Annotated in this window: 22 protein-coding genes; 5 read left to right on the forward strand and 17 right to left on the reverse strand. The window is 50.3% G+C overall.

Features of this window, described 5'->3' with window-relative positions; all coding sequences use genetic code 11:
- Positions 1-9: 9 nt before the first annotated feature.
- Positions 10-1,524, reverse strand: a complete 1,515-nt coding sequence (locus tag ACFQ03_RS24355; RefSeq protein WP_379291578.1) for a carboxypeptidase M32 — start codon at positions 1,522-1,524, stop codon at positions 10-12.
- A gap of 114 nt (positions 1,525-1,638) precedes the next feature.
- On the opposite strand from ACFQ03_RS24355, the gene ACFQ03_RS24360 reads away from it, so the two are divergent.
- From ACFQ03_RS24360 to ACFQ03_RS24370, 3 genes are all read left to right on the forward strand, one after another.
- Positions 1,639-1,998, forward strand: a complete 360-nt coding sequence (locus ACFQ03_RS24360) for an iron-sulfur cluster biosynthesis family protein (protein WP_144933466.1) — start codon at positions 1,639-1,641, stop codon at positions 1,996-1,998.
- 214 nt (positions 1,999-2,212) lie between these two features.
- A complete protein-coding gene (locus ACFQ03_RS24365) occupies positions 2,213-2,671 on the forward strand; it encodes a hypothetical protein (protein ID WP_150959971.1) in 459 nt (152 codons plus the stop codon).
- Positions 2,672-2,676: 5 nt separating this feature from the next.
- Positions 2,677-2,958, forward strand: a complete 282-nt coding sequence (locus ACFQ03_RS24370) for a YxcD family protein (protein WP_144933464.1) — start codon at positions 2,677-2,679, stop codon at positions 2,956-2,958.
- A 292-nt stretch (positions 2,959-3,250) separates the two neighbouring features.
- On the opposite strand, the gene ACFQ03_RS24375 is transcribed toward ACFQ03_RS24370, so the two are convergent.
- From ACFQ03_RS24375 to ACFQ03_RS24405, 7 genes are all read right to left on the reverse strand, one after another.
- Positions 3,251-3,937 carry an MIP/aquaporin family protein gene (locus tag ACFQ03_RS24375; protein ID WP_379291581.1) on the reverse strand — a complete coding sequence of 229 codons (687 nt, stop codon included), beginning with the start codon at positions 3,935-3,937 and terminating at the stop codon, positions 3,251-3,253.
- 270 nt (positions 3,938-4,207) lie between these two features.
- Positions 4,208-5,374: an N-acetylglucosamine-6-phosphate deacetylase gene (nagA, locus tag ACFQ03_RS24380; RefSeq protein WP_379291583.1), complete on the reverse strand. Its 1,167-nt coding sequence runs from the start codon at positions 5,372-5,374 to the stop codon at positions 4,208-4,210.
- Between the two features lie 259 nt (positions 5,375-5,633).
- A complete protein-coding gene (locus tag ACFQ03_RS24385; protein ID WP_379291585.1) occupies positions 5,634-8,219 on the reverse strand; it encodes a chitobiase/beta-hexosaminidase C-terminal domain-containing protein in 2,586 nt (861 codons plus the stop codon).
- Positions 8,220-8,252: 33 nt separating this feature from the next.
- Entirely contained in the window at positions 8,253-9,428 is a 1,176-nt protein-coding gene (locus ACFQ03_RS24390; protein WP_379291587.1) for a hypothetical protein, read from the reverse strand.
- 214 nt (positions 9,429-9,642) lie between these two features.
- Positions 9,643-12,204: a LuxR C-terminal-related transcriptional regulator gene (locus ACFQ03_RS24395; protein ID WP_150959976.1), complete on the reverse strand. Its 2,562-nt coding sequence runs from the start codon at positions 12,202-12,204 to the stop codon at positions 9,643-9,645.
- Positions 12,205-12,340: 136 nt separating this feature from the next.
- Positions 12,341-13,378 (reverse strand): FecCD family ABC transporter permease, encoded by a 1,038-nt coding sequence (locus ACFQ03_RS24400; RefSeq protein ID WP_144933458.1) that lies wholly within the window; start codon positions 13,376-13,378, stop codon positions 12,341-12,343.
- On the reverse strand, positions 13,375-14,436 hold the full coding sequence (locus ACFQ03_RS24405; protein ID WP_150959977.1) for a FecCD family ABC transporter permease: 1,062 nt from the start codon (positions 14,434-14,436) through the stop codon (positions 13,375-13,377). Before ACFQ03_RS24405 ends, ACFQ03_RS24400 begins: the two co-directional genes overlap by 4 nt.
- A 199-nt stretch (positions 14,437-14,635) precedes the next feature.
- Between ACFQ03_RS24405 and ACFQ03_RS24410 the strand changes: the two genes are divergently transcribed.
- Positions 14,636-15,190 carry a hypothetical protein gene (locus ACFQ03_RS24410; protein WP_144933456.1) on the forward strand — a complete coding sequence of 185 codons (555 nt, stop codon included), beginning with the start codon at positions 14,636-14,638 and terminating at the stop codon, positions 15,188-15,190.
- A gap of 60 nt (positions 15,191-15,250) precedes the next feature.
- Here the strand turns inward: ACFQ03_RS24410 and ACFQ03_RS24415 are convergent, their stop codons facing one another.
- From ACFQ03_RS24415 to ACFQ03_RS24430, 4 genes are all read right to left on the reverse strand, one after another.
- Positions 15,251-16,063, reverse strand: coding sequence for an alpha/beta hydrolase (locus ACFQ03_RS24415; RefSeq protein ID WP_225312699.1), 813 nt, complete (start codon positions 16,061-16,063; stop codon positions 15,251-15,253).
- Positions 16,060-17,046 (reverse strand): ABC transporter substrate-binding protein, encoded by a 987-nt coding sequence (locus tag ACFQ03_RS24420; protein ID WP_144933455.1) that lies wholly within the window; start codon positions 17,044-17,046, stop codon positions 16,060-16,062. Before ACFQ03_RS24420 ends, ACFQ03_RS24415 begins: the two co-directional genes overlap by 4 nt.
- A 30-nt stretch (positions 17,047-17,076) precedes the next feature.
- Positions 17,077-18,288 carry an AraC family transcriptional regulator gene (locus ACFQ03_RS24425; RefSeq protein ID WP_144933454.1) on the reverse strand — a complete coding sequence of 404 codons (1,212 nt, stop codon included), beginning with the start codon at positions 18,286-18,288 and terminating at the stop codon, positions 17,077-17,079.
- Positions 18,289-18,666: 378 nt separating this feature from the next.
- Complete coding sequence (locus ACFQ03_RS24430) at positions 18,667-18,966, reverse strand: hypothetical protein (RefSeq protein ID WP_144933453.1); 300 nt, start codon at positions 18,964-18,966, stop codon at positions 18,667-18,669.
- A gap of 215 nt (positions 18,967-19,181) precedes the next feature.
- Between ACFQ03_RS24430 and ACFQ03_RS24435 the strand changes: the two genes are divergently transcribed.
- Positions 19,182-19,601, forward strand: coding sequence for a hypothetical protein (locus ACFQ03_RS24435; RefSeq protein ID WP_144933452.1), 420 nt, complete (start codon positions 19,182-19,184; stop codon positions 19,599-19,601).
- A 276-nt stretch (positions 19,602-19,877) separates the two neighbouring features.
- Here the strand turns inward: ACFQ03_RS24435 and ACFQ03_RS24440 are convergent, their stop codons facing one another.
- From ACFQ03_RS24440 to ACFQ03_RS24460, 5 genes are all read right to left on the reverse strand, one after another.
- Positions 19,878-20,744, reverse strand: coding sequence for an SMP-30/gluconolactonase/LRE family protein (locus ACFQ03_RS24440; protein ID WP_144933511.1), 867 nt, complete (start codon positions 20,742-20,744; stop codon positions 19,878-19,880).
- 89 nt (positions 20,745-20,833) lie between these two features.
- Positions 20,834-21,679, reverse strand: a complete 846-nt coding sequence (locus tag ACFQ03_RS24445; RefSeq protein ID WP_379291593.1) for a carbohydrate ABC transporter permease — start codon at positions 21,677-21,679, stop codon at positions 20,834-20,836.
- Between the two features lie 41 nt (positions 21,680-21,720).
- Complete coding sequence (locus tag ACFQ03_RS24450) at positions 21,721-22,593, reverse strand: carbohydrate ABC transporter permease (protein WP_191964361.1); 873 nt, start codon at positions 22,591-22,593, stop codon at positions 21,721-21,723.
- Between the two features lie 100 nt (positions 22,594-22,693).
- Complete coding sequence (locus tag ACFQ03_RS24455) at positions 22,694-24,073, reverse strand: ABC transporter substrate-binding protein (RefSeq protein WP_186328203.1); 1,380 nt, start codon at positions 24,071-24,073, stop codon at positions 22,694-22,696.
- A gap of 596 nt (positions 24,074-24,669) precedes the next feature.
- Positions 24,670-25,464, reverse strand: coding sequence for an IclR family transcriptional regulator (locus tag ACFQ03_RS24460; RefSeq protein WP_144933447.1), 795 nt, complete (start codon positions 25,462-25,464; stop codon positions 24,670-24,672).
- Positions 25,465-25,478 lie beyond the last annotated feature (14 nt).

Genomic DNA, 25,478 nt, shown 5'->3' on the forward strand with positions numbered 1-25,478 from the left:
TCCACCTGCTTACAGCTTGTAGATCGGTTTATATTTCTCTTCCAAATACCGGACTAGGTAATCCGGATTCAGTTCCTCGCCTGTCACCTGAAGCACAATCTCTCCGGGGTCCAGCAGCTTGCCGTACTGATAAATCTGCTCGGTCAGCCATTCCTTGATCGGCAGCAGGTCCCCTTTCGCTATTTTGTCTTCCATATCGGGCATCTGACCCAGCAGAGTATGGCGGAATTGGGCCGCATACATATTTCCTAACGCATAGGACGGGAAGTAGCCGAACATGCCTCCGGCCCAGTGAACGTCCTGCAGTACGCCTTCCCCGTCATTCGCCGGCACAACCCCTAAATAATCCCTGTATTTCTCATTCCAGAATTCGGGCAGATCCGCAACGCTCACCGTTTCTTCAAACAGTGCTTTCTCGATTTCATAGCGGATCATGATATGTAAATTGTAAGTGACCTCATCCGATTCCGTACGGATCAAGGATGGCTTGGATTCGTTGATAGCCCGATAGAAGTCGGAAAGCGGCACGCCATCCAGGAGCCCGCTGAATGTCTGCTGAAGCTCACCGTAGTACCGCTGCCAGAACGAATAGCTTCGGCCGACCATGTTTTCCCAGAAGCGGGATTGAGACTCATGAATGCCCATCGATGTGCCGGAGCACAGATTAGTGCCCATCAAGTCTTTGGTTATATTTTGTTCATACAAAGCGTGACCGCCTTCATGAATCGTGCCGAACAGCGCCGTCGCCAGATCATCCAGCACAAATTTCGTCGTGATCCGCACATCGCCGGGATTAAGTCCGATAGCGAACGGATGCACCGTCTCATCCAGACGTCCGGCCTCCAGATCATAGCACATCTCCCGCAGGATGAACAGGTTGAACTGCCGCTGCTTCTCCTTATCGAAGGTTTGCTTAAGGAAGGATGTGTCCGGCTGATGGGGAGACTGCTGTATTGCGGCTACCAGCGGCACTACCCGCTCTCTTAAGGCTCCAAACAGCTGATCCAGCTTAGCCATGGTCATGCCCGGCTCGTACATGTCCAGCAGAGTATCATATTTGTTAGTTTCATAGCCCAAGAACTCGATAAATTCGAGATTTGTGGCCACTATTTTTTCAAGATAGGGACGGAATTTGGCAAAATCAGAGGTTTCCTTCGCCTCCTCCCAGACAGACTCGGCCTGTGAAGTAAGGACGACGTACTGCTGGTATAGATCGGGCGGAATTTTTTTGCTCCGGTCATACTCTTTCTTTGCCACAGCGATCATTTTTTTCTGAGTCCGGTTCAGCCGTTCTTCATGGTCGGGCCGGGACAGCTCTTCCAGGATGGCTCCCATCTCGTCGGATGTCGATAATCTGAACAATTCCCCCGACAACTGTCCGATCACTTGCGATCGGCCTTCGACTGCTTTCTTGGGGGCGCCTGTCCGCAAATCCCAGTGCATTAATCCGACGGCTTCTCCATAAGCGATCATTTTTTTGATCAGTTTTTGAAAATCATTCAAACGCTGTTCAAAGGCGCTCATTCCGACAACTCCTTCCCATTATATGGTACACTTTGATATTACTTTTTCTTCGTTTTATAATCAACATGTAGATTAATTACATAGGAGCGCCGATAAGAACAAGGAGTGATGATGATGCATATAGAGGTGGGACCGGCTGCGCAAAGCGAAATTTTACAACGGTTCGGCAGAGAAGGCTATGCCCTGAAGCTCGTCTACGATTCGGAGGGATGCGGATGCGCTGTGAGCGGGGTTCCGCAAATTTGGGTGGTGGATCCGATGGAGCCTTCGGAGGAATCTCCTGCGGCCGCATATTCTCCAATCTCTATCCTTTACGAGAAGAGACAGGAGGTTTTTTTCGAGGATAATCTGAGGCTGGATTATAATACCGAGAAGAAAGTGTTCCAACTCAAGAGTAATCAGCAAATCTACAACGCCTCGATGACCTTGCTGGACAAAAGAAATACCACTTCGTCCGTTTCCAGAACGCAATAGATTGTTATAATCCCAAGAACGGCAAGCTTGGAGCCGGGCGTGAATGGCTGCAGCGCTAAGAACCGGATGTGCCTTGCACTTGGAAAACCGTTTATGGTCCGAGGCCTGCTTGCCAAGTAATAAAACCTTTTTTCTAACTATAATGAAACGGTTGCTCTGGACGTCCGTATTTAGTATTGTATAAATAGATTTTACAAACTTCAGGAGGGGAACTATGAAAAAGTTCATGCTAGTATTTATGGCCTGCTTCGTGCTGTTTGCTTCAGTGGCCCCGGCCATCGTCGATGCGAAGCCGAGAGGCGGAAGCTATAGGTCCAATACCGGCAGTTTCAAGCAGCAGCAGAACACACCGTCCAAGAGCCAGGATAGCGTCAACAAGGATTCTGCTACCAACCGTTCTACGAATAGCACCGGTACGGCCGCCAATGCCAACCGCGGATTCTTCAGCGGAGGCAGCTTTATGAAAGGGCTAATGATCGGCGGACTCGCAGGTATGCTGTTCGGAGGCTTGTTCGGCGGAATGGGCTTCATGGGAGAAATTCTTGGTCTGCTGGTTAATCTTGCTGCATTGTTCATCGTCATTTTTGTCGTATTTGCGATCGTTCGGGCAATCTTCAACGCCATGGACCGCCGCAAGAAGCAGCAAATGCACAACGATCCCTACAAGAGGTAAGATAGATGATACTGAACGAACAAGAACTTATTAACGCTATCTGCCTTCACATTGCGGAGCGCAAGCAAATTCAGCCTACTCAGGTGCAGGTGCAGCTCATGTGGGATGAGGAGCTGGGCTTCTCCGCCGAAGTGACGGCAGAGGGACGCAACCAATATTTGATCGAAGCGAACATGAAGGAAGCGATCGAGAGGTACATGCTTACCCAGTACGACCGCCGCGTTTTCCGCAGCGAGATTGAACTGGATGTCGAAGACGAAATGTTCGCGATTATTCGCGAGGAATAATCAATCCACTCATACTACCACGGCTGCCTATAACGGGTTATTGCGTTATATAGGCAGCTTTTTTACGTGCTAATCATTATTTTGCGACTCCTGCCCTGCCCTTGCTTATTAAGTGGCTAATTAGCAAAAAAACCGCTTGCACAATGAAGTGCCGAGCGGTTTTTTTTGCAGAATTAACGGGTGTCGGTTCCCAGGCAGTGCCAATCTGTTCGGGAAGGCTGCAAGTTCCCCGATTCCGCAAGTATTCGTAATGATATTTTAGTACTATCTAGGTTGAACCCATTTGCGGCAGCTATGCATCTTTGCCAACATTCAACAGCCGGTATACGATGGCGGCCATCACCGCACCGATGAGAGGGGCCACAATAAATACCCATAATTCTGCCAGAGCTTCCCCGCCCAATAGAATGGCCGGACCGAAGCTTCTTGCCGGATTGACGGACGTGCCGGTAAGGCCTATGCCCAGAATGTGAACGAGCACCAGCGATAACCCGATAACCAGCCCTGCTACATGACTATTCGCAGAATCGGAGGTGACGCCCAATATGACGTATATGAAGATGAAAGTCAATACGATCTCCACGATGAACGCCATGCCCGCGGTGATTCCGATTCCGTACCCTTCACCGAATCCGTTCTGTCCCAGACCAGTTACGGGCAGACCCGTTGAATGAATAATAGCGTACAGCAGCACCGAACCCGCTACGGCCCCGGCTGTCTGAGCTATCACATAACCTATGAATTCCTTTCCCGACATCTTGCGACGGATGAGCATTGCCAGCGAAACCGCCGGATTTATATGGCATCCGGAGATGGGGCCGATCACATAAGCCATCGCAACGATGGACAATCCGAACGCGAAGGCGATTCCCAGATAGCCTAACTCGCCCCCGGCCGTTGCCGCACTTCCGCAGCCTATCAGCACCAGCACCAACGTACCGATGAATTCGGCCGCATATTTTTTCCATGAGGGATACATTTCTTTCCTCCTTCCCTTGTATACTTGAACCTGAAATAGAATACAAGGTCAAACTAAACAAAAAATGAACAGCTGTTTAATCACAGGTGTCTGCCGCCATATTTTGTTTCCTGCATACCTCTTCGAAAAATAGACGTTACCTGAATTAAATATCAGGAGCAAATGAAATAACACCTCCCACCGATCACGTCGAAGAGAGGTGCTTATCACTTTAACCCGGCCAGATCCTGGGATGATTCCGAGCCGGAAACTTTCCCATGGCGTTAAACATTAAGTCCGTATGGTAGAGGGGATTAAGTTTCCTTCGATCATCGTCCACTGCACGTCGAAGTTGTCGTTGAGCAATACGAGATCGGCCTGGCAGCCGGCAGCGATTCGTCCCTTATGCCGACAGCCTAATATATTCGCAGGCGTCGTCGATGCCATCTGAACCGCATCGGTTATGGAAATTCCGAGCTCGACCGTCAATTGCAATGCTTTATTCATTGTAATCGTGCTCGATGCTAACGTTCCGTCCTGTAAACGGGCAATCCCGCCGGCTACTTCGACTTGATGCCCTCCGAAAGTATAAATTCCGTCTCCCAACCCCATGGCTTGAAGAGCATCCGTAATCAAAACCATGTTATCGGCGCCCTTCACACGATGCATCAATCGAACGATGGCCGGATGGAGATGGACATTATCCACTATAGCTTGCAGGCTCACATGCTCCTCCTCAAAGGCGGCTGCGACAAGTCCGGGATCCCGGTGATGAATGGGCCGCATGCCGTTGAAGCAATGAGTCACGTGACTGGCCCCACGGGCGAAGGCAAGCTTCGCCTCTTCATAGGTTGCATCGGAGTGTGCGACCGCCACAATGGTCCTTTGTTCCCGCAAGTAAGAGATCATTTCCATTCCGCCGGGTAATTCGGGAGCAATCGTCACCATTTTAATCCAACCGTCCGCTTCCCGGTAAATTCTCCTCATCTCTTCGATATCGGGATGCCGGAGGAATTTTTCGTTCTGCATTCCTTTCCGTTTCTCGTTTAAATAGGGACCTTCCAAATGAATACCCGCGATCGCGGCTCCTTCCTCATGACCGATGACCCGCTTCACACTTTGAATCATCCCCAGCAAATCTTCTATCGATGAGCTTACGGAAGTGGCCAGAAATGAAGTGCATCCGCTTGATGCACAGGCAAGGGAAACTTCCTGGACACTTTGTGCCGTACCATCCATCATATCAAAACCGTTGGCTCCATGAATATGTACATCAATCATTCCGGGAATGAGCAGCATTCCTTGACCATCGATAAGCTCGTAATTTTGTACCTGCCCCGAAGATAGACGCCGGGTGTCGATTTTTTCTATTAATCCGTCACAAATCCAAACATTAGCCGGCCATAGCGCCTCATTCCCGCATACGGCCCTTACATCATAGATAATTTTGCGGTTCAAGCGCATCTCCTCCTTCTCGTTTGCTGATAAATAGAGCGTAGCATACCCCGGGGCAAAAAGAAAAACCCAAAATTGTCGGGTCATCAATGTTACTGTTTTCGAATCCGAGCCACCGTCCTCTATCGAAAAGAAGGGACATTTCCCCACTACAACCGGAAATGCCCCTGTCACAATCTTACTATCCGTTCACATATTTTTTAACGTCTGAGCAATGCAACATATCATCGAATGTCTATTTTACACGACGATTGTTACTCGATTATTTGTGTTCTAACATCCGAAGCAGCATCACCGTTGCTTCCGCGCGGGTAGCCGTTTCGTTCGGCATGAAACGGTTTTCGCCACGGCCATCGACAATGCCCAGCTCGCGAATCGCCTCGACCGCACCTCTTGCCCATTCCGGTATCGTCTCGTTATCGGCAAATCCGGTTGACACATCAGCGTTAAGCTGCAGTTTAAGCGCCCGGGCGATCATCGCCGCCATCTCTGCACGACTGATGCGGTTGTTCGGCCGGAAACTGCCATCATCGTATCCTTCAATAATTCCTGACTCTACCGCCTGTGCAACGGCTTGTTTTGCCCATTCACCGATTTGTTCGTTGTCGGTGAACGTAAGCGCGGCATCTTCACCTTTCAGTTTCAATGCGCCAGCCAGCATCACTGTAAACTCGGCTCGAGTGACCGGATGGTCCGGTTTGAACGTTCCGTCGGGATAACCGCAGACGATGCCTTTAGCCGCGGCATGCTTGATGAAGCCTTCCGCCCAATGTCCAGCGATGTCCGTAAATTTAATGACCGGTTCGGTTGGCTTTGGCGTTTCGCGGTAAATGGTCAACGTATATTTCTTCTTCGTCCCGTTCATCGCTTGTACCGTCAGCACAACCGTATTATTACCTTCCTCCAAATCGATTCGGATGCTGTCCGTAAAGACATTATCCTCCAGCATCACTTTCGCCCCGAAGTGCTCCTGTTTCGCCACAATCTCGACCCGTTTGGCTTCTGTCCGTGCTGTATAATCTGTCGTTTCCGAAGCAAACGATGGGTCCAGCTTCAGCTTCTGATCATTGGCCCATACTTGCAGATCTGCCAGATCAGCGTTGCCGGATAAGATGGGGCCGACAACAATGCCCGAATGGCCGGAAACGCCTCCTGCCGCCCTTGGCGTCGACGTTGCTTTGTTGGAGAAGTCGCTGACGCCTTCTGCATAGATAGCTTTAACGGCAAACGAATAGGCCATTTCGTTCGTCAATCCCGTGACGATGAAGGAATTCGCTGTAACATTCGATTGGGTGAGCTTCCAGTTCGCCGGATCGACAGGTGCGGATGTGCCTTCCACTTGATAAACCGCGTAAGTCACGCTACCTGTTCCCGTGACAGCTTCCCACTTTAAGGTAACAGAACGATCACCCGCCGAAGCGGTCAGATTCGCTGGTGCAGGTAGCGGCGTAATCTTATAATACTCCTCCATTACCTCGCTGTCGAGCATGCCTTCCTTCACCGCAATCGCCTTAATCGTCATCTCCGTTGTCACTTCGATTGGCTCGGTATACTCGATCCTGCTGCGGGTCGGATCGCTGCCATCTGTTGTGTAGTAAATCGTCGCGCCTTCAGTTACCGTGCTTAACGTCACCTTGATGCCTGATGGAACCGTACTGCCTGCAGGACTTGCAATTGGCTTCGCAACTTGCTCTGGGGGCAGGATGGTATAATGCTCCTCCATTACCTCGCTGTCGAGCATGCCTTCCTTCACCGCAATCGCCTTAATCGTCATCTTCATTGTCAGTTCGATTGGCGCGGTATACTCGATCCTGCTGCGGGTCGGATCGCTTCCATCCGTCGTGTAATAGATCGTCGCTCCATCGGTCGCCGTGCTCAATGTTACCTTGGTTCCCAGCGAGACTTCACCGCCGACTGGACTAGCAACCGGCTTGACGACTTGCTCGGGCGGCTCCGGTTCTTTTGTCAGAGTGACCGTATATGTTTTACTTTGTTTCATGTACGGGGATACTTCCACTTTAATGACCGTTTGCTCGTCGGTTACTGGTATATTGACTCCTTCTGCCGGATCAGACTGTCGCTCGCCATTCACATACACATCGGCATATTCCGCGTTTTCCAGTGTCGCAAGCACGTTCACCGATGTAACATGATTGTCAATTAAAACCGTGTATTCCTGCTGTGCAGTATCAAATGGAAGCTCTACTTCTTCCCCGCTCTGATCTCTTAGTTCCATCGTTACGAGGTCGCTTCTTGGAATATCGAGTTGACCGGAGGCATTATGGCCCCAGCCGACAATTGTTCCGTCTGCTTGCAAGGCTAGCGTGTGATAATTACCTGCCGAAATCGCTACAACGTCACGCAAATTAGAAGGAACTTCGAGTTGGTTAAATGTGTTATCTCCCCAGGCGACCACCGAGCCGTCCGACTTTAAAGCGACGGAATGCATGAGGCCTGCACTGACGGCCACAACATTTTGTAAATTTTCGGGCACATCTAGCTGGTTATTTTTATCAGATCCCCAGGCGACCACGGTACCGTCCGTTTGTAGCGCCAAGGAATGATAACCTCCTGCGCTAATTGCTTTTACATCCTGCAAATCACCTGGTATATCCAACAGGTTATCGATATTATCCCCCCAAATCGCCACTTTTCCATCTGCCTTTAGCGCTAGGGAGTGATTCTGTCCTGCGCTAACGGCGATCGCATCTTCCAGATCGTCTGGTACTTCGAGCCGTTTATCTTCCTCATTCCCATAAATCCTACCCCAAGCAAAGACTTTACCGTTTGACGTAAGCGCTAACGCGTGATATAAATTAGTGCTAATTGAAACTGTCCGCCCTTGCACTTCATCTGGAATGTCTAAATACCTATTGTCTCCCTAGCCGACAATCGAACCATCGGCTTGTAACGCCAGGGAATAAGAAAACTCCGTGCCAATCGCTTGCATAGCTTGTAAATCTGCAGGGATATCAAGCCGCTTATCGAGATTGAGTCCCCAACCGAACACCTTGCCATCGGATGTTAAAGCGAGAGAATGAGCTGCCCCCGCAGCCAGTTTTTTTGCTTTCACGGGCGCAGCGATACGTGCCGGCGCATCGATCTGTCTCGATCCGTTATCCCCCCAAGCAACGATCGTTCCATCCGCTTTTCGGGCGAGGGAATATTCATATCCCGCTTCAATCTCAATCACACCGTTTTTCGCAGCTTCGGGTACAACCGTTTGTCCGTAGTCATCCCACGAACCGTTGGAAATGCCCCAGGCAATGACCGAACCATCAGATTTCAAGGCAAGAGAATGCGCTCTCCCTGCCGCAATGGCGATGACACCACTTTCCGCCTCTTTCGGCACAGACGATTGTCCATAATCGTTGCTCCCCCAAGCAACCACCTTGCCCGAAGCAGTTAACGCCAAAGAATGATGCTTTCCTGTGCTAATGGCCACTGCATGACCTTGCACTTCATTGGGGATATCCAACACTCCAGATTGGTACGGGTCTCCTCCCCATGCAACCACTTCACCAGCTGAAGTTAATGCTAAGGAATGCCTATACCCCGCCGCTATGGCTACAACGCCACGTTCCGCTTCTTCCGGCACATCCGATACACCATAAGAATTGTTGCCCCAGGCAATGACTTTCCCCGACGATGTGAGGGCTAACGAATGGAAGGCGCTGTTACCTGATGCAATCGCTACGATATCGCTTTTCGCCTCCTCGGGTACATCAGCTTCGCCAAATCTTCCCCCTCCCCAGGCAATGACCTTGCCGTCAGATGTAAGAGCCAGGGAGTGATCCTGTCCTGCGCTCACCTGGACAATATTGGACTGCGCTTCAATAGGTACCGTAGTTCTGCCACTTTGATTCGATCCCCAAGCGAGCACTTCCCCATCCGATGTTAAGGCTAAGGAATGGTACCGCCCTCCCGCGATTTGCTGGCCCCCGCCCCAACGATCACTCAGGGCTGGATGAAAGCTCCCTTGAGCGGATACATTGTCAAAAGGTACCGCGATCAGAAACGACTGTATGAGCAGCAAAGAGATGCATAACCTCGCCAAGCCGCTCCTCCTATTGCATTTGTATGATTGTTTCATGCTTTTTCCACGTGGATTCATCTCTTACAACCCCTCCTCTCTTTGAGCTCTTAACGGCTTCATCCAGAAGATTATACAAACTTCCCTCCCGGTTGTGATCAACCCCTCTTGTCATAAAACGATCCGGGGTGGAGCAAGGGGGGTGGAGATAATCCCCGCAAAAAAAAGAAGGAACGGATCAGAACAGCTTGAGTGTTCTGGCACGTTCCAAAGCTTGCAAACGGCTATTGACCTGCAGTTTGCCATAGATATTGTTAATATGAGTTTTAACGGTCGATAACGAAACGTTTAATTCATTCGCAATTTCCTTGTTTGACATCCCGGTCTGCATAAGCCGAAGAACACTTTGTTCTTTGGAGGTTATAGAAGGCATGTATCCCTCGTTGGAAACCGACCTCCCTCCTTCGATTGGAGAGATGAGCCGCAGCAGTCGTTTCACGTAAGGTAAAGGAACTTTTCTTCCGGGACGGTGATGTTGATTTTGACGCAAATGTATAAATCGACTCAATAATTGCCCGATCGGTACCCCTTCATCAACAAAGGTGCGTATGTACCCTTCGGGCCAAGCCAAGGCGAGCGCCTCTTCCAACGCATCCATGCTCTGTACATGCTTGCCCTGCAAAGAAAGCAACCGGCTTTTATGAATGAGCAAACGGATCTTGTCGCTTTGCCGTCCTGCCTGGCTCGCGATGAGGATGAGCCGTTCCGTTAAAGCCACTGCTTCCTCTGTCTTCCCCTGCTCTGCCAACAGGGTGGCCAGCAAGTCATATTCCCCGATCATCGATAACGGAATTTCATCCCCGGAGCGAAGATCGCTCATTCGCAGCCATTGCCTCACCGGCTTCTCTTTCCCTTGCATCCTGCCCTGCATTGCCCGGAACCATATGATTTTCCTGGACAAATGGGGCTTGACCTTCGGAGCCGTATGTTCCGTCAACTCCTGAAGTATAGAGCTTGCAATTTCCCAGTTGCCTTGCACCGCAGCAATGCGGGCAAGCCACAGCGAGGCTGTCGCAGCAAGGCTGGGGTTGTCATTGGATCTTCCGATATCGTATGCCCGCTGCATATACGTCCTGGCTTCATCCAGGCGATTCCTTTCGTACTGCAGCTTTCCGAAATCTATACTCAGGTGAGCGACAAAATATACATTTTGTGTTTTGGACCAAATGGACAATAAAGGTGTCAGTACCTGATCGGCCAATCGAAGACTGTCTTCCGATACATAGATGTCCCAAACGGGATGGTAACCGTCCGAATCGTTGCCAAAGCCGATGAATAAATCACCTTGTGGGTGTCTCTCAACAAATTCCTTGGAGAATTGAACGGCATATTCGAAATCCCGATCCAAAAACGTACGGAATGCAGCCAGAAAAGCCAGGCCGGCTTGCAGCGTCTCGGATTCGTCGGCATGAAGGGAGCCTGCGTCCTCTTCCAGCTTGCGGATCGCCCGCCAATACCCGTCCGTGGCTGCCTCGGTATGCCCGGCTAAATACTGGGAAGCGAGTTTAGTCAACAGCATCATCGGCTTGGCAAACAACAACGAATCGGGAATATCGCTTAGCCACTTGCAGAGCATCGTCCATTCGTTCATCATCAACTCCGGCGCCATCGCTTCCAATATAACAAGCGCATCTTCATAACTCGCTGCCGTCAAATAATGCTCTACCGCCTCATGAGGATATCCGTTTTCCTCTAACCATCTTCCTGCCGCGATATGAAGCGTCTCCCATAACTGCGGTTCTTTTATTTTCAACTGCCCTGCCAAAAAATGCTGAAACAAATGATGATACCTATACCAATTCCTCTGCTCGTCCAAAGACACAATAAACAGGCTCTCCTGCTCCAACCAATGCAGCCATGCGGCACTTTCGGTCATTCCGGTAACCGCCTTGCAAAGTTCGCCGCTCATCCGCTGCAAGATTGACGTCTGAAGCAGAAATTGCTGCAGCGCTTCAGGCTGCCGGGATAACACTTCTTCGAAGAAATAATCCGAAATGTCACGCTCCGTTCCCGTCATCTTCCGGATAATCGCGGCTGGATCGAAATTGTCGTTCAATGACAAGACAGCCAGCCGCATGGCGGCTACCCACCCTTCCGTTCGTTCCTGAACGGCTGCCGTTTCTACGCTGGACAATTCCACCCCGGAGCATTTTGTGAAAAATTCGCTCGTCTCTTCCGGATCGAAACGCAGATCACTCGCTTCTAATTGATTTAGCCCATCTCCCACCCGGATTCTGGAAAGGGAAAGCGATGGTGAAATTCGGCTTGCGATATAGAGATGAACGTGAGAAGGAAGTCGTTCCAGCAGGTAGATGATTCCCTTCAGCAGCGTTGGTTCTTCGATTTGGTGAAAGTCATCCCACACAAGTACTATCGTCTGCGATAAGCGATGCAGCCCGTTAACGAGTGCGGCAATCAGCGAGTAACCGGATGCGTCTTCCGCAGCATGACGAAGCACAGCCTGTTCGTCGAAGGCCGGGTAAGCTTGTTTCAACGCCGCAATCGTATGTGCCCAGAAGCGCAATCGATCATTATCTCCCATATCCAGCGATACCCAGGCGACGGGGCTTTCCAACACTTCCGCCCACTCGCTGAGCAGTGTGGTTTTGCCGTATCCTGCAGGGGCTGTGACCAACGTGAGTGCGCGATTCAGTCCTTCTTTTAAACGATGGATGAGACGAGGACGCGTAATAAGCGCAGTTCGTGGCCGGGGAATATGCAATTTGGTAGCAATGATCATTACATGACCACTTCCTTTTTGGCAATCATCCATGAGGATGAACATTTTCTCTATTTTACCAAATAAGGTCATATTCTGCCTGGGATGATCTTGCAAAACCGCCGTTTCTTCAAATCCGGCCTCGCTTCCGGACTGCTTATCCGGCTTTCGCCTTCGCCAGCAAATACAAAAAATACGGGGCACCGATGACCGCAACGACAATACCTGTCGGAATATCCGCCGGCTGGAAGATCCAGCGTCCGATCGTATCGGCCAAGATCATCAGCAAGCTTCCGGTCAAAGCCGAAGCCGGCAGCAGCAGCTCGTGCTTCGGGCCGACTAGCCGGCGGGCCAAATGCGGACCGATCAGGCCGACAAATCCGATCCCGCCGCTCACTGCCACAGAGGAACCGGCCAAGCCTACTGCTGCGGCAAGCAACTGAAGCCGTTCTTTGTCCACCGGGGCGCCAAGTCCGGTCGCCGCCTGCTCACCAAGGTTCAATACGTTCATGACCCGGGCTTTGCTAAAAACAAATGGGAGAAGCGCAGCTATCCATGGCAGCAGGGCGAGGACAAATGTCCAGTTCGTTCCCCAGATGCTGCCGGCCAGCCAAGTGGCCACAAACTGATACCTGGCGGGATCGAGACGAAGCGTCAGCACGATCATGGCCGCGCTAATCCCCGCAGCTACCGCGATTCCGGTAAGCACTAGCCTGGTCGGCGAGACGCCTTCATGCCGTTGGTGAGCAAGCGTGTAAATCAGCAAGGCCGTCAACCCGGCCCCGACCAAGGCTAGAACCGGCAGCAGGAATACCGGGGCCGCTGTCGTTGCCGGAAAGAAATAAATGAACAGCATGACCATGAGTCCGGCCCCGGCATTGATCCCCAAAATCCCCGGATCTGCCAGCGCATTGCGGGAGACGCCCTGCAGGATGCAGCCCGACACGGCCAATCCTGCACCGACCAGAATGGACAGGACAATGCGAGGCAGCCGGAAATCGAACAATACGAGCGACTGCTTCTCCGTGCCCAAGCCTGCCAGCGTCTTGAGTACATCCCATGGAGACAGGCGAATATAGCCGGTATTCATGCTAATGACGAAAGAAACGATAATTAGCACAGCCAGAACGACCATGACGGTTATCCCCCGGGCCGTTCTAGTTCGGGCGGAGGGTACGGCTTGCCCCGTTTTCATGAGAGCTCCCTCCTCTGTTTACGTGCCAGATATAGAAAGAACGGCACTCCGATCAAGCTGATCAGCGCCCCTATTGGAGTTTCATACGGAGGGTTGATGATTCTGGCCCCCAGATCGGCGAACACGACAAGCAAGCTGCCAAGCACTGCAGAACAAGGAATAATCCAACGATAATCCACTCCAACCAGAAACCGCGTCAAATGCGGGATAATCAGGCCGACGAAGCTGACGGCGCCGACTACCGAAACAGCGGAACCGGCCAGAATGAGAACGATGATTGTTCCCGCAAGCTTGACGAGCCCCGTCCGTTGTCCGAGACCGGTAGCGACCTCTTCCCCAAGGCTTAGCATGGTAACGGATCGGGAGAGCATGATCGCCGCGAGCATTGCTCCCGCAACCCAGGGAAACATGATTTTCAGTTGAAACCAGTTCGTGCCCGCCACGCCGCCTGCATACCAGAATGCCAAATCCTGCCCGATGCGGAAATAGAGGGCGATACCTTCGCTTAGCGCTGCGAGAAGCGTACTGACTGCCGCTCCGGCCAATACAAGACGTACAGGCGTCAATCCCCCTTTGGCCAGCGAGCCGATACCGAACACAAGCCCTGCTCCCACACCGGCGCCGAGGAATGAATATAAGATTAGAACCATAAACGGCAGCCCGGGAAAAATGGCTAAACATATCGCCAGAACGAAGCCGGCCCCGGCGTTGAGTCCGAGTATTCCGGAATCTGCCATTGGATTGCGGGTCATGCCTTGCATCAGTGCGCCCGCTACCGCAAAGCTCGCACCCACCATTGCTCCGCCAAGCACACGCGGCAGACGAAGCTCTTGAATGATTTGATGCTGGGTGATATCCGGATGAAACCAGACTATAGCTTCCCATACAGTGCCAAGCCCTATATCGGCAGCACCAAAGGAAACAGAGATCGCAATCCCGAGCAATAATGCTACGGTTCCTCCCAACATAATTAAGATCGCAGCGAGCGGCCTTACCCGCAATTTCGCCGTTTCTACACCTGATTCATTCTTGTTCGCTCTTTCTGTCCATTCCGGCATACCCGTTCTCCTCATTCTTATAAATCTATGTGTCCAAGTTACACTGGAAGCTGCCGATTAACCGGGGAAGATTTTGCAGCTTCCGTGACACGCTCCTATGAAACCATCCAAATAATTCCGCAGTATATATAAAGAAAGATGTACACCGGCAAAGATTAGCTGAATTGTTATTACATATTCGGAAGGAGAGTAACCGCCTATGGAAGCTCTATCAAAAGCGATTAAATACGTACTCCGCGGTATTGTCTTTGCTGTTTATTTTCCATTCTACCTGTTGATTCGCCTGATTAGCGCTGTTATAGACGTTCTTTCTCCTTCCATAGAATGGCTGTTCAACAAAATCATCATCCCGTTCGTGCTGGCACTCATCAAGTATATTATCGTGCCTGTGTTTGAGGCTGCCTCAGGTCCGCTTGAATGGCTATGGAAGCACGCCATTAAACCGACTCTGATATTTTTGTGGAAGTATGTCCTGTACCCTGTCATGTATTACGGCATATATCGTACGCTATTTATATTATGGAACCATGGTTTACGCTGGTTCTGGCGGGAAGTTCTGCTTCCGGTGCTGCGCTATAGCGGCATTGCAGTAGCATGGCTGTTTCGCGTGCTTGGGCGGTTATGGATGCACATCATATATTATCCGTTGAGATGGGGGTGGAGACATGTAGTGTCTCCGGCGATCCATTGGATGACGCGTGAAATTATAAAACCATTGCTGCAATGGTTCCGCAATCTGTTTGATGCGAAGTGACCGTATCGAATAAGGAACGGTCACCTGGATCGGTTTGGACCGGCTCCCACAGGCCGACACTTATGCTCCGCCCAGTGTAAATTTTAGTAATCTGCTTAGGGCCGCAGGCAGTACGCTAACATGGTTTTCATCAGCGAATTTCACCATTTCCGAATGAAATCCGCAGGCAGCAAGAGGCTCTAGGCTCTCCGCCAGTTGTTCCGCATCCTTGACCATGTAGTCCAGTTCATCGGCTCCTATCGTTATCAACAGGCGCGGGTAGATACGAGCTTCGGCCAGCGTCGTCTCGAACTTTATTTTCTCCTGCAGAATCGCCCGGTTGTTCCACCAAATCGAGGGGCTGCCGGCAATATAATGCTGGAACAATTGCGGGCGGCTGAATAAGGCATGGAGAACTAACAATCCCCCGAGCGAATGTCCAAAAATCGCTTGCCGCTCGCGATCAACCGGATATTGTCCGAAAATCTTCGGCATTAATTCCGCTTCCATAAAGTCGAGGAAAGCATCCGCCCCTCCAAGATCGGGCCATTCCCACCCGTTCGGCCGTTCCGGCAAGTGCTCCGCTTGAGCCGGCGTCGTAAAGTCATAATAGCGCCTGTTCCGGTCAAACGGCTCTCTGGACGGGTAGCAGATCCCGACGATCATGGCCGGATCAAAACCATGAGGTTTACGGGTTTGCAAACGAGCCGCTTCAACCAAGGTTCCGAATACCGCGTCTCCGTCCAGAGCATAAATTACAGGATAACCACGCTCGGGAGGATCTTCACCGGGTACTGCAATCAGAATCCTGTATTCCAATTGTTTATGGCTGGAGCAGAGAACTTGTTCAACACATCCGGGCATGCAGTATTTTTCTGTTCTGTCCATGTTCATGGCGACAACACCCTTACAACATCCTCTACGACTTTCTCATATGCAATCAGGCCGCTTCCAAGCCAGTATTCATCGTTTACTTCGTACACATGGCCTCGCTGAACGGCTGGAACGCTCTTCCAGATGCTGCTTTCCGTCATCTCCTTCATCCGTTCCGTCCCTTGTCCATAAGCATTGATGACGAAAATATAATCCGCATCCAATTCCGGAAGAATTTCCAACGAGAAATTCAAGCTGTTCTCGTTCTCCGTCAGCTTGGTCATGTCAATGCCCAAATGCCGATTAATGACATACCCGCAAAAGTAATTCCCGCCCATCAAACTCACGCCTCTATTGGCAAACCGGATGATCGCCACCTTCTTGTCTGCTGCGTTCTTCTCGATAGCCGCTTTGGCGTCCTCGACTTTCCGGCGATAATTGTCCAGTGCTTGCTTGGCCTCATCGGTCTTGCCTAACAGTTCTCCCAATATTTCGAGTGATTTCTCGACATCACCCGCTGCGTTGCTGAACACATAGGTTGGCGCGATCTTGGAATAATTCTCATAAACGCCGTTATCCGCATAATTCGCCGTATGCAGAATGATCAGGTCGGGGTTATACGACAGCAGCACCTCCGAGGACGGCAGCCCGCCTGAAAAATCAAGCTTTGGAATGTCCTGCAGTTCGTTCTGCAAATAACGATGACCCTGGTTTCCGTTCGACCATTGCGCAACAGGTTTAACGCCAAGGCTTAGCAACGCATCTTCCATATATGGAGCAAACACTCTGACGGGCGGTTTCGGCAGAATCACCTCATGTCCTAATTCATCGGTAAATACCCGTTCTGCGGAAACGGCAGCTTCGGGATTCTTTGCCGCAACCGTTGGATTCGCTTTTGAACCGCTCATATCCGTTTGATTGGAACCGCATGCGGCTAGCAGACTCATGCTCAGCAGCACACTGATTCCAAATCGTCCCCTTGTCGAACGAATTTTGTACAGCATTCATAAATCTCCTCTCAATGATAATCATTCTCAATATGGGAGATTATATATGATGCTCATCGAAGTCTCCATGGACTTTCGCCACATCCGTTTTGGATTTTTGCCAGTGAAGAAAAGCAAAATCTCATCCAACATCCGGTCGATAGCCGTTGCCGAATATTCAAACCACGGATCGGAAGGAATGGTATAAACATGTCCGCGATTCACCGCCTTAAGCTTGCACCATGCTTCGTTATGCTGAAGCGACAGCCAATAAGCCCGTGATACAGGTTCGGGACAGACTGCGACCAGAATACGATCCGGATCAAGCCGGTCCAGTTGTTCGATCGTTAATTCTGTATTATATAAAGCTTCCGCTGGATAAGCAGGCGTCACCTTCAAATCGTAATACAATAAATCATGGATTCCCTGATTGCAATATATGTACAGGACTTCGCCGCAAAGACGCAGCACTACAAATGAATCCGTATCGAGAACGGGGGCAAGCTGTTTTCGCGCGAATTGCACTTTTTGCTCATAGCTTTGAATCCAGGCCTTGCATTGCTCCTCCCTCCCAAGAAACAACGCAATCTGATGAAGCTGCTCCCGCCAATTCAGCGGTGGACAGGGAAGGAAAAGCGCCGGAGCCGTATCTTCAAGCTTCCGTCGTACATGTTCCGATAGATGCACATCCCCGACAATGGCATCAGGCCGCGACCTGACCCATTGACGCCAATCAGCTTCCCGGAGGCCGTCATATTCCAGACATACTTCAATTTGTGAACGATAAGCATAGTAGTAATAAGGCGTCCACTTCGAATTTAAGGGAGCCGACACCGGAATGATCTTCAAAGCAAGTAATTGTCCGATAACCGACGGGGAGCATGCAGCAACCCGTATCTTTCGTTTCTTGACAAATTCGGACGGGGAAATCCCCACTTCTTTCTTAAACTTCCGGCTAAAGTAGAATTCATCGCTGTAACCTACCTTATGGGCGATCTCACGCATCCGATATTCCGATTCGAGCAAATATCGTTTGGCCCGATTGATTCTCAGGTCCGTCAAGTAATCCATGGCACTTTGGCCAAAGGTCTTTTTGAATGCATACACAAAATATTTTGGACTCAGATTGGCCATATGAGCCAATTGCGCAATGGACAGAGGCTCATGATAATGATTCTCCATATACTCTCGAATCTGCTGCAAGTTCATCCCGGAGGGTCGATCTGACGATGTGACAGAGCTGCGGTCATCTGCACCCATGAAATTTATTCCCCCTTTAGACCAGTACTAGGCGGAAGTATTCATCATTATTCCGAACAGTAGTTAATTCTCTAGACTCCATAATCTTAATTGATAACGATTATCATTGTCAATTGAGATTGGCCGGATCGATGAGCAAACGGGGACAATGCCGCTGCACTAGATAACGGACCAGTCATATAGTGATTCAAAAGCAAAAGCCACAGATCACAGCGTGAAAATAACGCTGCGTCCATGGCTTTTATTACGAAACATAAATTAGCATAAATCGTGGCGCGGCAGAATTTGTCATGGAATGCCCTATCCTCATCCAAAGTCAATATCATGGAAGTCAGGCCGGATGCCATCGAATTCTGAGCTCGCGCGGGAAATCATATTTTACCGCCTCGGCGGCAAAACTACGGCTCCATTCGCCTTGCCGTCAATGCCGAGAATTTCGATTTCATCAAGGAAGACCCAGACGTTGACCGGGAATTCGACCTTGACGTAGCGGGCGTACACTTTATCGGCTCCCGCTTTCCCCGGCACATTGCCGGACCAAAATCCGTTCGTCCAATCGTTGTTCTCGATTTGCCGGTAAACCCCGTTTTGGCTGACATGGGGGAATCGGTCCCCGAACCGGTCGATGTTGTTTAACGTCTTGGCGACGGCGTCTTCAATCGCTTTTTTCCACACCATAACAAGCTCCCTTCGCTTTCTTACATTGCTTTCTACCCATATTAGCGAAATAAGAAGAGCGGTGCGGGTTCAAATTTTAGCTGAAGTGTGCAATATTTTTACCCTATTTCAAAAACAGCCGATTTTATCGAAACCAAATCAAATCCTATCCGTAGAAGTATTCCAGGGGAAAAAGTGCTTACATAATACGGCCCCGGAAACGAGGATTTTTACTTATGAGTTCCAAACGAATTGTGATCGTCTGTACGATGGCTGCCGCCATCGCCATTGGCATCGTATGGAATGAGGAGAAAAGCGCTGCAGCATGCGTCGATAAATATAAAATTCTAAGCAAAATCTCCGGCGGCGACGGAACACAGCAAGACGCCGCCGTTCGAGATCCTTTGCTTCATGCGCTTGGCGCTGCGTCGGATGAGGAAGTCTACTATTCGTTATATGATGGCAAATCACTGGCTGACATCGCCGCCGCTAACAATGCCGATGTACAGAACGTCATCGATCTGCAAATCGCCGAATTGACCGAACAACTGGACGCACGTCTAGCAAACGGCAGCCTGTCTCGGGAAGCGTATCTGGCCCATAAATCGGAAGTGGCGGATATTATCGAGCGCAGCGTTTACGGCGGGAACTTATGAAATAAACTTTGAACAACGTAAAGATGTCATTATTTCGTTAGGTATGTATTTTTGATAAAGGGGGACTTCTTACCGGGGTACCCTGAACAAAGTCATTCAGGAGATGGAGGAAATGGGAAGGCAGGGACCAGCCAATGGCTTGACCTGCCAAACCCGCCTACAATTATTTTCGCAGCAAATGTTTACAAAGTGTTAGGAGCCGTGAGAACGGCAGGAAAGCTTGGGTTAACCATTCCTGGAGATATAAGCATTGTTGGTTAACTAACTGAGAACTTCTCATCCTTGAAACGCAATCGTTCGCATCCCTTTTACTCCCGGCTTTGTTCGGAAGAGGCTGCCCGCTAGCGGATACTCCTCCAGCTCTTGCTCGGACATGCCTACTCGTGCCGAAGTTATATACAACTCATCCAAATTAGGGCCGCCAAAGGTACAGGAGGTGACCAAAGGAACCGGAAGCTCAATCTGTCCAAGCTGCCTGCCGCTTCCGGGGTCCCATCTGGACACCCGGGCTCCGCCCCAATGAGCTATCCAAAGCATTCCTTCCTCGTCAATCGTCATGCCGTCCGGCAAGCCCTGATCTTGTTCCAAGCGGATGACCACCCGTCTGCTGCTGATTGCTCCTGTCGCCGCCTCATAGTCAAAGGCAGCCACCTCCCTCGTTGGCGTATCAATGTAATAGAAAGTGCCCCCGTCCGGACTCCAGGCCAAGCCATTGGAGCAGGATACGGATTCCACCATCCGCGATACATTCCAGTCTTCGTCGAGGCGATACAAGGCTCCCTGGAAGCTCTCCCCGGTTAACGACATCGTTCCGGCCCAGAATCTGCCCGCCGGATCACATTTCCCGTCGTTAAAGCGGTTGCCCGGCAGATGCTGTTCGGGATCATGAATGGCCGTCAGCTTTCCACTATCCGGATCGTAGGTATGGAACCCATGCTGAAGCGCCAGCAGCAGGCCGCCCGCCTGGCGAGGAACGAGTGCGCCGATCATCTGATTCAATGCGGTCTTATGTATCGTCTCCCTATGCGGGTCGTATTCGTAAATCGTTTGCCCGATAATATCCACCATATACAGCACTTCCCGCTGTCCATCCCATGTCGGCCCTTCCCCCAGAACCGCTTGAATACCAGCTATCGTTTCTATCACTGTCCGTCACCTCGTTAGTTTGTAGGGGTCTTCTGAACTTGAATTTGTATTTTCTAAAGGGCCACACCGATTCAGCCGGAATACCGTTATCCTTTAACGGCGCCTACCGCAATTCCTTTGACGAAAAACCTCTGAAAAGCAAGGAAAAACAGCAGCATAGGGATAAAAGTGACCGTCGCCCCGGCCATTGCCAGCCCCAAATTAATGCTCTGCGTCCCATAAGCCAGCTTCGATACCGCAAGCGGCAGGGTGAACATTTCCCTCTTGTCCGTGACGACCAGCTGCCATAAATACTCGTTCCATACCGCCACGAACGAGAAAATCCCCAGTGCGCCGATCGCCGGCTTAATTATTGGCAGCACTATGCTGATAAACGTTCGGATTTCCCCCGCTCCATCGATCCGGGCCGCTTCCAGAAGCTCGTTGGGCACGGACTGCATAAACTGCTTAACCAGAAATACCCCGAACGGATAAGCGATAAACGGTACGATCAGACCGGCATAAGTGTTGATCCATTTCAAGTCGGCGATTAGCAGGTAGAGCGGAATCAACAGAACCTGATGCGGCAGCATCATCGTGATCAGCATCAGCCAAAACAACTGCTTCTTCCCGGGAAACTGCTTCTTGCCAAAAGCATACCCCGCCGTCGTACTGGTAAGAATAGCCCCGATCGACGCACAGCCGGCAACAAAAATGCTGTTGAACAACCAGCGGAAGGCCGGATTATTTGTAAACAATTGATAATAGTTGGCCAGCGTCGGTGACTTCGGGAACCATTCCGGAGGTATCTTCATCGTGTCTGACAAAATTTTAAAAGAGCCGGTCAGCATCCAATACAGCGGCATTAGGGAAAATAGGGCGAGAACAATCACGACCGCCAACCCCAATATACTCCAGCCTTTTTCTGGCGCACTCATTTTGCGGTAATTCATCTTAACGGGCCCTCCTTTTCCATCAGCGGTCTTATCAGAAGTCAAAACTCCGTGTCCTGTCCGAGCAAGCGGAAGTTAAACCAGGCCAGGAAGCTGACAATGACCAGCATAACCACACCAAGCGCGGAGGCGTAACCGAAATTAAAAAAATCGAATGCCGTCTGATAAATGCGGTAAACAATCGTCTGCGTCCCGTTGGCCGGCCCCCCGTTGGTAAGGAGCATGATAACGACAAATACCTGGAAAACGGCTATCGTCTGCGTCACCATAACAAACAGCGTTGTCGGCTTTAATAGAGGAAGCGTAATCCGGAAAAACCGCTGACGGCTGTTTGCCCCATCTATCATTGCCGCTTCCTGCAAATCTTGGGGGATTCCCCCTAAGGCAGCCAGAAACAGAATGATAGGCTGGCCAAGCACCAGGGTAATAACAACTATAATAATCGAAACGAGCGCTTTGCCGGGGGTTCCCAGCCATGCAACCGGCTCCAGTCCTATCAGACCGATTAAATAGTTAAAAAGCCCGTAAGTGGGATTATAAATCCAAAGCCAAACCATGGAGAGGACTACTCCGCTCGCTACAACTGGCATGTAGAAAGACATCCGGAAGAAGGTCTGGACATGTTTGTTTAACGGATGAACCACTACGGCTACCAGGATAGAAATAACGACTACGGCCGGAACAACGCCCAGTGTAATAAGCAGCGTATTGACTAACGCTTTCCAGAAGGCGTCGTCATGATAGAGGGCAACATAATGCTGCAGTCCAACGAATTTCCTTGTGTTCAGCTTAACGTCATATAAGCTGAAGCCTACTCCTTGAACCAAAGGCAACAATGTAAAGATGACAAAAAAGAAGTAAGCCGGAAGGAGAAAAAAATATGCCCATCTAGCCTGTATGATTCTTCTGATCAACCTTAATGCCCTCCTTCCTATTCTATCCCCTAAGCACTCGAAACCTTAAGACAGGGGTAAGGAATGCCCTTCACCCAGGCATTCCACACTTTTCCCCATGTTATTTCGCCAGTATTTTATTGACTGCCCGCTCATAATCCTCCAGCGCTTGAGCAGGTGTTTTCTGCTTTAATAGAACCGCTTGAATTTCCGGCTGCAATAGAACGCGGAATTCCGCATATTTCGGATGAGTCACGCCCATATCCTCCAGCCCTCGTTCTTCAATGATTTTCTGCAGCACCCTATAGTTCGCGTCATCCTTCATAGGGACTCCGGCCGATTTCTTCACCGGGAATTGTCCAGCGCTCTTCGCATATACCTGCTGATGCTCCGTATTGTTCAGGTATAACAGGAATTCGATAACCCATTTCAATTTATACTCGTCATCTTGCTTGAATACAGCGAATCCGGTAGGTCCTACAGGAACCCCATTGCTGACTCCTTCGTCATTAGGCTGGTGGACCATGACCAGATCGTGCTCCCCGTTCGTCTTGCCTTCTTCTTTGGCGGCATTCAGCCTCGCCCAGACGGCCAAAGTATCGCTAACCGAGCCCAACTGCCCCTGCCACATCAGCGTATCTATTTCCCCGGCTTGAGTCGTAACGGCACTCGGCTGCAGCTTGCCTTCATCGTTCAGCTTGACCAGATATTCCAGCGCCTTGACAGCTTCCGGGCTGTTTAACGCTGTCTTGCTGTAATCGCCGTCCTTGAACAGCTTGGCTCCGAAGCCCCAGAGAAGGTTCAGGATGCCTTGGTCGCCCTGAGGAACCGCAATCTGTACGGCATAAGGGAAGACTTTATTCTTCTCGGCAATCGCTTGGATCGCCTCATCGAACTGCTCTATCGTCCAGTAAGGGTTTTCAGGTGTCGGCAGGAGATTCTCCTTGCCCTTCTTCGACCATAATTCCTTGTTGACGACAAGGCCTGCCGCCCACGCATAGGCTGGGAGCGCATGAAGGTGCCCATCGATGGTATACAAATCCAGGTAATCCTGAATATAATCATCCAGCTCCTCCTTAGGCAGCAAGTCTTCTAAATTCTCCAGCACCCCTTCATAGGCGTATTGTGCAGTTCTTCCAAGGTAATCACGTAAAATATCCGGAGGTGTTCCGCCAGCAATAGCTACAGGCACTTTCTTTGGAAGATCATCCCATGTAAGCGTTTGAATATCGATGGTTACGTGAGGGTGAAGATCCATAAATTTTTGCGCTTGAATCTTCTCGTAGTCGCCGTAATTTTTAGTCTCATCTTCCATTCCCTCAATTAATTGGAAACGCGGGTCAATCCAATAAGTGATTGTGACCGGCTTTTCTTTGGAGTCCCCATCTCCCCCGGCATTCCCCTCTGATCCGGTGCCCTTTCCCTGCTGACCGGAGCAAGCCGTGGCCATTAATAAGATCGCGAGCAGTCCGCTCATAATCGGTAGGCGAAACCTTCTCATCCATCTCCCCCCAAAAGTCATAATAATTAATGTATAGAAACAGGCGAACCTGCAGCTATAAAAGGAACACCGGGCCGATCCGTTGTTGGAGGACTAAAGATGCCATTGTCGTTCGTATCACAATGAGAGACATAGTCTCTTTTATTACTTATATTCTATTATAGACCCTAATTAGTGTCAAGCACGGAATGAAATCGCCTTCATGCCGCATCCGGGTCGGTAAGGAAGTCGTAAAGACGAGCAAAAGTGCATTAAAATCCGCCCCTTTCCCCAAAAAAGAGCGAAGGACGCTCAAATGTGCAGGTCTTTTTGACAAAATGGGGCCATTCCGCAAAAATCGCTCCAAAGACCTGCATTATCGTTTTAGAATTAGGCATTTCGCGATTTTTTCCAAAAAAGACCTGCACTATCGCTCTAGAATTAGGCATCGTGCGTCTTTTTCCAAAAAAGACCTGCTGTATTGATTGTCTTTTACATAATCCGGTGGATGACCTGAATAAGCTCTTAAAGCTTATACTTTCTTATATTTAGAAAAAAAGCCGGGTTCCTTGTGGGAACTCCGGCTTGTTGTTCATATCCTTGTGGTGCTGCAATTCCTATCTTGCTCCAAAATACCCCAGCCTGCGGGACAATTGTGCGGCGAGGCCCTTAATTTTGATCCCGATTTCATGGATCTGCTCATACGAGACGTTATAGCCGCTGACGCTGATTGCCGCAATGACATCGCCTCCACGGTCACATACCGGTGCGGATGCGCATCTCACACCCACTACCGCTTCCTCGTTATCAATCGCATAACCGTTCTGTCTTACCCTCTCCAGCTCTTCCAAGTACTCCTCTACCGATCCGATCGTAGTGCTTGTCAGCTTCTCGAAGCTGCAGTTTTCCAACAGCTTCCTGGTCTTTTCCTCCGGCAGCCAGGCAGTCAAGGATTTACCCAAGGCGGTATTATAGATCTGCTTCCTTTGTCCGACGGCTCCAAATAAATACTTGAAGTGATCCGGTTCCACGTTCACCATATACAGCACGGAGTCTCTGTCAAGGATGGCCAGGTGCGCAGTCATGCCTATTTCCTCGACCACCTGCATTAGTATCTGCTTGCCCTCATCTACCAGGGAAGTGGAGCCTGTAAATACGGAGCCGAGCTCAAATGCCTTCGGGCCTACCATATATTTGTCGGTATCCCGAACCTGTTCCAAATAACCATGTGCCTGCAGGGTCAGCATTAAACGGTGAACGACGCTCTTGTGCAGCCCGAGCCGCTTGGCGATTTCCGTTACCCCCATAGGGCGCCTTTCCTCTATAAAGCTTTGCAGAATTGTCAACGACCTGTCCACGGACTGGATCAGGAAATAGGGGGAATCTTTCGATTTGATGGATGAGTCACTCATGACAAGTCACCTGC

It is taken from the genome of Paenibacillus residui (assembly GCF_042677205.1).
In the GTDB taxonomy this organism is placed as follows: Bacteria; Bacillota; Bacilli; order Paenibacillales; family NBRC-103111; genus Paenibacillus_L; species Paenibacillus_L residui.